This is a genomic window from Sphingomonas oligoaromativorans, from assembly GCF_011762195.1.
Taxonomy (GTDB): domain Bacteria; phylum Pseudomonadota; class Alphaproteobacteria; order Sphingomonadales; family Sphingomonadaceae; genus Solisphingomonas; species Solisphingomonas oligoaromativorans.
This window is the reverse complement of sequence record NZ_JAASQK010000003.1, coordinates 463,711-474,321: the sequence shown is the minus strand read 5'-3', so window position 1 is coordinate 474,321 and position 10,611 is coordinate 463,711. Positions and strand designations below refer to the sequence as shown.

8 protein-coding genes and 1 pseudogene are annotated in these 10,611 nt (G+C 66.3%); 3 read left to right on the top strand and 6 right to left on the bottom strand.

Features of this window, described 5'->3' with window-relative positions:
- The first annotated feature begins 357 nt into the window (after positions 1 to 357).
- Positions 358 to 1,659 carry a hypothetical protein gene (locus FHS98_RS08635; protein ID WP_167102944.1) on the top strand — a complete coding sequence of 434 codons (1,302 nt, stop codon included), beginning with the start codon at positions 358 to 360 and terminating at the stop codon, positions 1,657 to 1,659.
- A gap of 946 nt (positions 1,660 to 2,605) precedes the next feature.
- Positions 2,606 to 2,989, top strand: coding sequence for a hypothetical protein (locus FHS98_RS08630; RefSeq protein WP_167102941.1), 384 nt, complete (start codon positions 2,606 to 2,608; stop codon positions 2,987 to 2,989).
- A 133-nt stretch (positions 2,990 to 3,122) separates the two neighbouring features.
- Here the strand turns inward: FHS98_RS08630 and FHS98_RS08625 are convergent.
- From FHS98_RS08625 to araD1, 6 genes and pseudogenes are all read right to left on the bottom strand, one after another.
- Positions 3,123 to 4,151, bottom strand: a pseudogene (locus FHS98_RS08625) (glycoside hydrolase family 43 protein); the annotation flags it as partial.
- A gap of 55 nt (positions 4,152 to 4,206) precedes the next feature.
- A complete protein-coding gene (locus tag FHS98_RS08620) occupies positions 4,207 to 5,334 on the bottom strand; it encodes an aldose epimerase family protein (protein ID WP_167102935.1) in 1,128 nt (375 codons plus the stop codon).
- Between the two features lie 299 nt (positions 5,335 to 5,633).
- Positions 5,634 to 5,864 carry a hypothetical protein gene (locus tag FHS98_RS08615; protein WP_167102933.1) on the bottom strand — a complete coding sequence of 77 codons (231 nt, stop codon included), beginning with the start codon at positions 5,862 to 5,864 and terminating at the stop codon, positions 5,634 to 5,636.
- 206 nt (positions 5,865 to 6,070) lie between these two features.
- Positions 6,071 to 7,429: a glycoside hydrolase family 27 protein gene (locus FHS98_RS08610; protein ID WP_167102931.1), complete on the bottom strand. Its 1,359-nt coding sequence runs from the start codon at positions 7,427 to 7,429 to the stop codon at positions 6,071 to 6,073.
- A gap of 22 nt (positions 7,430 to 7,451) precedes the next feature.
- Positions 7,452 to 8,399, bottom strand: coding sequence for a Gfo/Idh/MocA family protein (locus tag FHS98_RS08605; RefSeq protein WP_208402156.1), 948 nt, complete (start codon positions 8,397 to 8,399; stop codon positions 7,452 to 7,454).
- A complete protein-coding gene (gene araD1 / locus FHS98_RS08600; RefSeq protein WP_167103091.1) occupies positions 8,396 to 9,379 on the bottom strand; it encodes an AraD1 family protein in 984 nt (327 codons plus the stop codon). The genes FHS98_RS08605 and araD1 overlap by 4 nt, the downstream gene beginning before the upstream one ends.
- Before the next feature lie 239 nt (positions 9,380 to 9,618).
- Between araD1 and FHS98_RS08595 the strand changes: the two genes are divergently transcribed.
- The gene (locus FHS98_RS08595; RefSeq protein ID WP_167102927.1) at positions 9,619 to 10,605 is read left to right on the top strand and encodes a L,D-transpeptidase family protein; all 987 of its coding nucleotides are present in this window, start codon (positions 9,619 to 9,621) and stop codon (positions 10,603 to 10,605) included.
- Positions 10,606 to 10,611 lie beyond the last annotated feature (6 nt).

Sequence of the window (10,611 nt, the reverse complement as noted above, 5' to 3'; positions counted from 1 at the left end):
GGCGCTGTAGCGCTTCCTCGTCGTCTTCATTCCCGTACCAATCCATCAGGTCGGGAGTAGCTTAACACCCTGTCCAGAAAACCGGCACCACCTCATAATAAGGAGCCGCATCACCGGCTCGCGTGGCTGCACACGCTTCTACCCTACTGCCCCGAGAGCCTCGAGCTGCTGATCGACGAATGCCCATCCTGCCGCTCCAAGCTCGGCTGGCGCCGCGCCTGGGGCATCGGCGTCTGCGAGCACTGTCGTTCGGTTGTCGAACATCCGACGGGCGAAAGTCTGCCGCCCGCCCTTGCCGACGGATACCGGGGTTTCGCCACCCTCGCCGCCGGCACCGCCGAGCGCCGGTCCGCGGTCATGGCCAGCCTCGCACCGGCGCTGCACGACCTGTCGCCGCTCACGCTCATGCTCATGACCGTGGCGCTCGGACGCCTGTTCGTCCTGCCGGACGACGACGGACGCGGCGACGTCAGACGGTTCGGACCCGCTCCTGTCGGTAGGATCGTCGCCGCCGGCTTCGACCTGCTCAGCGGCTGGCCAACGCGACTGCGCGACCGCGTCAGCACCGAGATGGCCAGCCTCGTCGACCGCAGCCACGGTGAGCACCGCGCCTTCCTCGCCAAGGTCCGGGCGCTCGGTGATCCCCGCAACACACCCGACGGCCAAGCCGCCGTCGTCCGGACCGCCATGCCCGAGATCTTCGAGCACGCCAGCCGGGCGTTGAGAATCGGCCGCGACGTCCTCGGTGGCGCTGAGCTCTCCAGGCTCACCGGCCTATCGTCTGCGCAGCTCGGCCTGCTGCGCGACGGCGATGCTCTCCCGTTTGCCGTCCTGCGCGAAGGCGAGCGCATCGGCGCCCAGTATTCCCGTGCCGAGGCCGAGCGGCTCAACTCCAGCCTGCGGAGCTCGCATCCGTCCTCGCGCGTCGAGCGTCGCTTCGGTCTGCCGCACTACGCGGTCGAGCAAGCTGTCTGCACGGGCCTCCTCGAAATGGAGGATCATCCCGGCGCGGCCGCGCTCGGACTCGGCCTGCGCATCCGCGACGGCAGCGCGGACGACCTCGAGAACGCTATTATGGCGCGCGCTCTCCGAGGCATGCCGTCCCCCGACGCCATGCCCCTCGATCGCGCCGTCCGCGCCATCGGTGGCCGGCGCAAGCCGTGGGGCGTCATCCTCTCCGACGCCGCCGCCGGCTCGCTTCCCTTCTGGATCGCCGACCGCGGAAGCGGCGCTCCCCTCACCGCGCGGATGCTGGTCCGGCGGGACTCGATCGACCGCTTCCTCGACGTCGAGTTCGTCCGTCCAGCCGAGCCGCCCTTCCCCTTCGCGACGTCCGTCAGCCAGCGTGACGCCTGCGAGATCCTCAACCTCAACAGCCTGCTCATCCGCCCCGCCGTAGAGTCCGGCCTGCTGACGATGACGCCGGGGCCGAAGAAGTCCTTCGCCCACCCCCTGCAGGAGGTGCTCGCGCTCGCCGCGGAGATCATCGCCGCCGCAGAGATCGCGCCGCGCGTCGGCGTGCGAGAGAACAACGTCCGCAAGTGGATCGCCGACAATCTGGTCGACGTCAGCCCTGCTGTCGTCGGCTGGCCGCGCAATGCCATTATTCAAGGTTTGGACGCTAGATCGGCTCCGATCCAGACGCGAACAGTCTGCTAATTGCTTAGGTGTCTCCGCCTTCAGAACGAAGCTGGTTGACGAGCTAGTGTGGCCTGCAGCACATGCCCCCACAACCAAGCTCGTCCACCCGTGCAACCTCAACTGTCACGGGAACGCGGAATCGAAACCAACTAGGACGACATGAAAGCCCACGGCGCCCACTTAGGAGCGATGTCAGCGAAACCCCAGACGAGCGTCGCTAGGATCAGAAAGCTGGCTTGAATCCATGTTATCGTTCGGTCTGCAAGGTTGGTATTAGTGCGCGCGATCGCCTTAACGCGCTCACGTGATGCCGCCCCAGTATAGGTAAAAGTTTTCGTAAGGTGTGCGAAGAGGTCATCCACCGAGTCCTCACCCTTCTTCAAGGCACCCTTGTAGTCGTAAAGGGTGACAGCAACCGACACCGCAGTTGCAAAAGCGCCAGCATGGACCAAGGGGCTAGGATCAGAGGCGGTCGACTGCCTCCAACCGAGCACATAACATACCGTCGAAATAACCCCGGTAAGTGCTGTTGGCAGAGCATGCTTCCAAAGCGACCATCGCCTCTGTGTCCATTTTCTCAATTCCTCGAAGGACATTAACCTCAGCTCTCTGTGTGATTCATAACGGTTACGAAACTATCTGTTTCGAGCCCTCGCCGCTATCCCCAGAACCTCGTAAGCGTCATCGCCCCCACCTTCCAAAGGCACGAACCGATTGTCGCATGCTGCCTTAAAGGCACCTTCAGGATGTTTCTGAAAGGTTGTCAGATCTCAAAAGCCGCGACTTTCCGCACGCTTGGAAGGCAATGCAAGGCTGGCCCGACAGCTGGAACGTGTTGGGCATCCTGCGCCCAGGCTCGTCCATCGCCACAATGTTCTTGATTTGTTCTAACCGATCTGGTACATGTCCCTTCCAGGATTCGCTGGCGCCCGCGAGTTCTCCAACGCCCCGAAAGGCAAGCATCATGGCAAATGATGAAATCGAAAGGCTGCTGAACGAGGTAGGGAACGTCCTGGCCCAGGACACCGCCTATCCGCTCGATGGCACGTTCCTGTACACCGAAGCGGCATCACAGATGGTCGACATGTCGATCTTCAAGGATTTAGGGGACCATCTCCTGTTTCGGTTATCGATGCACGGGCTGAGCGACGTCCTGCTCGAACTGTGGGAAGCGAGCGATCCGAAGAAGCGCTGGGTGGCCATGCAATACTGGATCACGGACGGTCAATTCACCGCCTCCTTCACCTACCCGGAAGAGATCGATCCGAACGAACGCACGATGGATCGCCGCGACCGCATCGTACGGCAACGCTATGGCAACAAGCGGATCGTCTACCCGTCCCTTTGAAAGCGTGATCGCCACGCCGGGGCCTGATCGCCAACAGGCGCGGCCGCACGGTCCACGGCGATCACCGGCGGCCCCATCCGCCCTCCCGCATCGTCAAGACCGTGGCATCGGACGAGGTGGAGGCAGTTCACGCCAGGGGGCCGTTCGCCACCGGCTCGCCGAAGGACGGCACGCCTTCCGCCGTATAGCCGAAGGTCTGCACCCGCGTATGGCGATTGGGATCGAACAGCGGATCGCCCTTGATCGTCTCATAGTCGCGGCCGTGGTAGACGAGCATGTCGCGCCCCCGCTCGTCGACCGTGAAGCTGTTGTGGCCAGGCCCCCAGACCTTGTTTCTCGGGGAGGACTGGAAGACCGGAACCTGCGATTTGATCCAGGCGGCCGGGTCCATGATGTCGGCATCGTCGCGCACGCTCAACATGCCCATGCAATAGCGCGCGTCCGTCGCGCTCGCCGAATAGGTCATGAAAAGGCGGCCATGGCGCGCCAGCACCGCCGGCGCCTCGTTCACCTTGAACCCTCGGGTCTCCCATTCGAGCGTGGGGACGGACAGCCGCGACGGCCTGGCGGCGAGCGTCAGCGCGGAGGCCATGGGCGCGATATAGAGATTGGAGTTGGTGTCGATCCCCTCCTCACGCTGCGCCCAGGCGAAATAGCGCTGGCCGCGATGCACGAAGCTCGTGGAATCGAGGTTGAAGCTGTCCCACGCCATCCGAAACTGGCCCAGCACATTCCATTGCCCTGTCATCGGATCGTCGCCGTCGCAGGCGATCGCGTGGGTGCGGATGCGGAACACGTCCTCGCCGCCGCCGCTCGGGCCGGCGGCGAAATACATGATCCAGCGGCCGTCGACCTCGTGCATCTCCGGCGCCCAGATGAAGCCGGACAGCGGCCCGCTCGGCAGATGGCGCCACAGCACGCGCTCCTCGGCGGTGGCGAGGCCGGCGATCGTCTTCGCCCGGCGGAGGACGAGCCGGTCATATTGGGGCACGGACCCCGTCATGTAATACCAGCCGTCGGTGTGGCGGAACACCTGCGCATCGGCGCGCTGACGGACGAGTGGATTGACGATACCGCCCCGCGCCCGCGGGGTGCGCGCCGCCAGCGCCGTGGCGGAAAGCGCCGCCCCCGCCACGAAGCCGCGTCGATCGATCAGGCCCATGCATCTTCTCCCTTCGGCGGCTCGTCCGATCCGTGATGGCGCCGATCGGCCGGCATCACCGGGCCGAGAAGCGGAACATGATGTCGTTCCGGTAGGTCTGGCCCGGATCGAGGCGGACCGAGCCGAACTCCGGCCGGTTGGGCGTATCGGGGAACATCTGCGGCTCGAGCACGATGGCATCGCCCTCGCGATAGATATGGCCGGATTTGCCGGTGATCGTGCCGTCGAGGAAATTGCCCGAATAGAACTGGATGCCCGGCTCGCGCGAGAGCACCTCCATCACCCGGCCCGAGACCGGATCCTCCACGCGCGCCATCAACCGGGGCGCCGGCGCCATCGTGCGGCTCACCACCCAATTATGGTCATAGCCGCGGCCATAGCGGATCTGCACGTCGGACGCGTCGCGGACGCGATCGTTGATGACGGTCGGCTTGCGGAAATCGAACACCGTGCCGGCCACCTTGCGGAACTCGCCGGTCGGGATCGAGGTGGCGTCGGTCGGCGTATATTCGTCGGCCGGGATGGTGAGCAGCTCGCCCAGCGCACCGCGTTTCGATCCCTCACCCGCCAGATTCCAATAGGTATGGTTGGAGAGATTGACGATCGTCGGCTTGTCGGTGGTGGCGGTGTAGCTGACCGACAGATCGCCCTTCGCGTCGAGCGAGTAGGTGGCCGTGGCGGTGAGCGTGCCGGGATAGCCCTGATCGCCGTCCGGGCTCACGAGGCGCAGCACGACCTTCGCGCTCGGCCCCTTCTCGACCGACACGACCTTCCACACCAGCTTGTCGAAGCCCCTGGTGCCGCCATGGAGCGAGTTGGGGCCGTCGCTGAGCGGTGACTCGTAGGTCTTGCCGTCGAGCGTGAAGCGCCCCCTGGCGATCCGGTTAGCGACGCGGCCGACCGTCGCGCCGAAATAATTGGGCTTGGCGATATAGCCGGCGAGATCGGGATAGCCGAGCACGACGTCGGCAAGCTTGCCGGCGCGATCCTTCACGAGGAGCGACTGCACGCTGGCGCCCAGGGTGATGATGGTGGCGCTGCTGCCCGACGGGTTGCTGAGCGTGATCGCCTCCACCGGCGTACCGTCCGGCATCGTGCCGAACGGGCGTCGCGAGACGTCGGCGGCGGTCGCGGAGGTGGCGGTGAAGCCGAGAGCGGCAATGGCGATCGCCCAGGTTTTCATGACGTGTGTCTCCAGGGGAAAATGGTCAGAGCGCGGCCCGTGGCCAGCCATCGGCCGTCCACGGGACAGGGGAGATACGAAGCGTTGGGGGCGCCATCATGCTCCCTGTCATAGGCATGATGGACGATGTAATCCCTGTCTTCGCCGGAAACGAAGGCCGAATGGCCGGGGCCGCGCAAGCGCTGCTGTTCCTTCAGATCGGCGTCAGGATCACGGTACTTCCGCCGTCGAGCACCCGGCTGCCGTCCTCGCTGAGAGAGGGGCCGCGCACATCCTTCGAGCGGCCGACCACCGTGTCATTAGGTGCTGTCCACGCCCTTGCGGAGGCTCGCCCGGACGCCGGTGACGACGATATCGTTCGCGGCCGAGTTGGCGGTGCTGGACTCAGGCCCTTGAGAACCGGCCACATCCTGCGGTTCGGACGGTTTCGAAGATGGATTCGCCGCATCCTGGGCGAAAGCAGGCGTGGCGGCCATGCCGAGCGCAAGCGCCGACGCAGCCGTCATGAGCACATGACGATCAAGGACCATGGATTCCCCTTCCTATACCCAAGCACCGCTTTTGCGCGGTGTCGTGTTTTATTGCTCAGACAAATAGGTAACGAAATCGGAGATGGCTGGCAAGAGGCTTCCGAATCCTCTTGCGACAATCTCGCAAAGGCGCGGGCCGGCGCATCCCCAATGCCCGCCACGATCGGCGGATTCGCTCGCCATTCTTGTCTGAGTAGAGTTCGACGCTATGCGGACAGACGGTAGAGAGCCGAGCCGTGCGCCGGGAGCTGCCGCTCGATTCGGACGGCCTCGCGCCCCTGTTCCTCACCGCTCCACAGGTCGAGCACGCGCACCGGTCCGCCGAGGCCGAGCTCGGACAGGGCGATGCCGATCCGCTTCGGCTTGTCCGCGATGTTGAACAGCGCGAGATAGCGATTGCCGTCCGCCCCCTCGGGCCGCGCCGACCAGATCGGCGCATCGTCCTCGACGAAGTGCGGCCGGTTGTCGCGGCTCGCCTGATTGACGGCGATCACCGCGCGGTTGGTCAGAAGCGCGAGCGTCGCCGTGTCGAGATGCCGCAGATCGCCGCCCATGATGAGCGGCGAGCGCGCGATGCTCCACAAGGTCACCAGCGTCCGCTGCTCATCCGGCGTAAAGCGGCTATCGCGGGCGCCGAGCGCCAACCGGCCGAGCGGCAGCATGTCGGCATCGGGCCAGGCCCCCGGCGCCCGATAGACGCTCCAGTTCGCGAGCCGCACGAACTGCGCCTTGAGCATCGCCCAGTCATCCCAGAAATCATCCGAGATGCGCCACATCTGCGCGAAACGGCGGACATGATCCCCGCGCGGCACGGGCGTCTCGCCCGGTGAAAGACTAAGGATGATCGGCCGCCCGCAGCGCCCGATCGCGCGATGCGCCGCCTCGATCTCCGGCGCATGGGCGTCATAGGGGCGGCTCATGTCGTCCATCTTGACGAAATCGACGCCCCATTCCGCAAAGAGGCGGAAGACGCTGTCATAATAGGCCTGGGCACCGGGTTTCGTCATGTCGACGCCGAACATGTCCGGGTTCCAGGGGCAGATGCTCCCGGTGTCGGCGATGTCCGCCGCGCGATAGGGCGTGCCGAGGATCGGCAGGTTCCTGTCGACCGCCTGCCGGGGGATGCCGCGCATCAGATGGACGCCGAATTTCATGCCCAGCCCATGCACATGGGCGGCAAGCGGCGCGAAGCCTTTGCCGCCCGCGCTGGACGGAAAGCGATTTGGCGCGGGCAGCAGCCGGCCATGGGCATCCAGCGTCGGCCGCGCTTCGGCATGATAGTCATAGCCCGAGGCGGTGGGCTCATACCATTGGATGTCGACCGTGAAGACGTCGTAGCCGAAGGGCAGCAGCTTCGCCGCCATGATCGCCGCGGTCTCGCGCGCCTGGGCCTCGGTGATGGTCGTGGCGAAGCTGTTCCAGCTATTCCAGCCCATCGGCGGACGCGGCGCGAGAAGGGGACCGGGAGACGAAGCGCCCGATGCGGCCGCGGGCTGGACGAAGGGGGTGGTCGCGCCCGCCAGGGCACCGGCGATCACCGCCCTGCGGCTCGGTTTTCCGAACATTCCTCACTCCTTCGAGAGCGTATTACGCCATGGCGGGCACGGCTGGCTCGTCGTGAAAGGCCTCCACCTCGATCCGTTCCGCGCGGAGAAAGGCATCGGCGACGTGGCGCAGCGGCCGCCGATCCACATCCTGTCCGCCCGCCCCGATGAGCGCGGCGAAACGGGCATAGAGGCCGCGATATTCCGCCTCGGGCGGCAGCGGCTGCGGCACGCCGTCGATCGCCATCTCCGCCCCGCCCCTGGACAGGAGGAGCTGCCCCCGATCGGTCTCGATGCGGATGTCCCAGGTCTGCGGGCCGGTCTGGCGGAAATCGAGATCGGCCGTGAGCGGCGCGCCATCCACCATCAGGAAGCTGAGATCGGCGGCGATCGGCGCCTGCTGGTTGGCGGGATAGGACAAGGTGCCCCCGCTCAGCAGGAAGGGCGGCAGGATATGCGTCGCGATCGAGAGCGCGTTGATCCCCGGATCAAAGACGCCGAGGCCGCCCGCCTGCCATATCCACCGCTGACCGGGATGCCAGACCCGGACATCCTCCCGCCAGACGATCGCCGCCGAGAGGATGCGCTTGCCCTCCAGCCAGGCGCGGGCCGGCCCGACCGCCGGCGCCTCGCGGCTGTGCCACGCCGTGAACAGCGTGAGGCCGCGCTCGACGGCGAGATCGTGCAGGAGCGCGACCTCGCTCAACGTCGCGCCCGGCGGCTTTTCGAGCAGCACATGCTTGCCGGCGAGCAGCGCCGCGCGCGCGGCGGCAAAGCGCGCCTGTGGCGGCTGGCAGAGCGACACGGCCTCGATGCCGGGCTCCGATGCGAGCATCTCCTCCACGCTGCGATAGGTGGTGCCGGCCGGGCAATCCCCCTGGAGGCTGGCCCCGCAGACGAGATCGAAATCCCGCGAGGCCGCGATGGCGGGCAGATGCTGGTCCTGCGCGATCTTCCCCAGGCCGATGACGGCAAGCCCGATCGCCATCAGAGCGCCTTCACCACCGGCCTGTCCTCCTCCGCGATCGCGATCGGATTGCGGACGGCGAGCCGGAAGGGCGCGGCCTCGATCTCGAAGACGTCGCCGGCCTGCGTCTTCACACCTTCGCTGAACGAGAGCGTGGCGGTGCCGAAGAAATGGACGTGAACGTCGCCCGGGCGGCGGAACAGCCGATATTTGAAATGATGATGCTCGAGATTGGCGATGCTGTGCGACATGTTGGCCTCGCCCGAGAGGAAGGGCTTTTCCCAGATCGCCTTTCCGTCGCGCAGGATGCGGCTGGTGCCGCGGACATCGGCGGGCAGATCGCCCAGCAGCAGCTCCGGGCCGAGCGTCGCCTGACGCAGCTTCGAATGCGCCAGCCACAGATAGTTGCCGCGCTCTGTCACATGATCGGAAAACTCATTGGCGAGCGCGAAGCCCAGGCGGACCGGCGTCCCGTCCTCGTCGATCAGATAGATGCCGGCGATCTCCGGCTCCTCGCCCGCGTCGAGGCCGAAGGACGGCGAGCGCAGGGGCTGCCCCGGCGCGACGAGCTGGCTGCCGTCGCCCTTGTAGAACCATTCCGGCTGCGCGCCGATCGCCCCATCCGCGGGCTTGCCGCCCTCGACCCCCATCAGGAACATCTTCATGCTGTCGGTCGGTTCGGGATTCTCCCTGGCCGCGCGGTGCATCTTGTCGCGCCCCTCGGCCGAGCCGAGATGGGTGAGGCCGGTGCCCGTCATCAGCAGATGGGCGGAATCCGCATGGTCGACCGGCGGCAGCATCTCGACCGCGTCCAGATCGACCGGAGCGCCGGCGCCCGCGGCCTCGACCGTCCGGGCGAGGCTGCGGCCGGCGGCAAGCGCCATGCGCGCAAGGGCGACGACGCTCTCCGCGCCGGGCACGATGCGCGCCTGACCGTCATCCGACAGCGCGGCGACATGGCGCGTGCCATCGGCAGCCCGAAACTGGATCAGCGATAATGCCATCTCTTCCTCTCCGAAATCTGGAAAATGGCAGCCTTCAGGCCGCTGGGACGAACCTTCCGTCGATACCGCGATCAGGATCGATCCCTTGTCATTGCCCATTTAATACTCAGACAAATAATGCCTAGCAGCTTTGCCGAGCGGGAGCAAGACGGGCGCCCTTCCTTCCATCCCGTCGGATCGGGCGCGGCGCTCGGGAAAAGAGGATTGATCCCATCCGCCGTCCGGCGAAGAGTGCGGCCATGCGCTATGCCCTCACGATCCTCGCGGCTCTGGCTCTGCCGGCCATCGCCCATGCCCAAGGCGCGACGGCAAGCTCGCCGCCCGAATTCGCGCGCAAGGCCGAACATCTGAAGCCCGGAGAGTGGGTCTGGGCCTCCAAGATCGCGCCGACCGGGCCGCTGCTCGTCTATGTCGATCTCTCGCGCCAGCTCGCCACGGTGTATCGCAACGGGGTCCGCGTCGCGGTGTCGACCATCTCCTCGGGCAAGGCCGGCCATGAAACGCCCACCGGCGTCTTCACCATCCTCCAGAAGGACGCGAACCACCGCTCCAGCCTCTACAACAGCGCGCCCATGCCCTTTCAGCAGCGGCTGACCTGGGACGGCGTCGCCCTGCACGCCGGCGGCCTGCCGGGCTATCCCGAAAGCCATGGCTGCGTGCATCTGCCCTTCGGCTTTTCCCGGCAATTGTTCGCGATCACGACGCTCGGCGCGACGGTGGTGGTGATGGGCAACGCCGTCGATCATGTCCGCACCAGCGAGGCCGGCCTGCTCGCTCCCATCGACGCGAAGGGCAACCCGACCGCCGTGAAGGATCTGAGCGATCTGGAGTTCCGCTGGCAGCCGGAGCGCGCACCCAGCGGCCCGCTCACGATCATCGTCGCCAAGAAGGACCAGCGCATCGTCGTGCTGCGCAACGGCATCGAGATCGGCCGAAGCGCGGCGCTGATCGATGACGACGATCCGGGCTCGCATGTCATCACCCTGTCCTCGACGCGGGACGGCAAGCCGAAGTGGATCTATCTCGGCCTGCCGGGGCATGAGGAGGATGCCGGGCGTATGCTGGACGAGGCGACGATCAACCGCGTCCGCGTGCCGCGCGCCTTCTATACGGCGGTCAAGGCGGCGCTCCGGCCGGGCACGACCATTCTCGTCACCGCGTCCAGCGTCGGCGCCTCGGAGGGCCAGCGGATCACGATCATGGATGCGATCGCCCCCACGCCCTGATCCGCG

Coding starts and splice junctions, on each gene's coding strand:
- FHS98_RS08635 (WP_167102944.1), top strand. CDS start 358: ATGGCCAGCCTCGCACCGGCGCTGCACGACCTGTCGCCGCTCACGCTC.
- FHS98_RS08595 (WP_167102927.1), top strand. CDS start 9,619: ATGCGCTATGCCCTCACGATCCTCGCGGCTCTGGCTCTGCCGGCCATC.
- araD1 (WP_167103091.1), bottom strand. CDS start 9,379: ATGGCATTATCGCTGATCCAGTTTCGGGCTGCCGATGGCACGCGCCAT.
- FHS98_RS08610 (WP_167102931.1), bottom strand. CDS start 7,429: ATGTTCGGAAAACCGAGCCGCAGGGCGGTGATCGCCGGTGCCCTGGCG.
- FHS98_RS08630 (WP_167102941.1), top strand. CDS start 2,606: ATGGCAAATGATGAAATCGAAAGGCTGCTGAACGAGGTAGGGAACGTC.
- FHS98_RS08620 (WP_167102935.1), bottom strand. CDS start 5,334: ATGAAAACCTGGGCGATCGCCATTGCCGCTCTCGGCTTCACCGCCACC.
- FHS98_RS08615 (WP_167102933.1), bottom strand. CDS start 5,864: ATGGTCCTTGATCGTCATGTGCTCATGACGGCTGCGTCGGCGCTTGCG.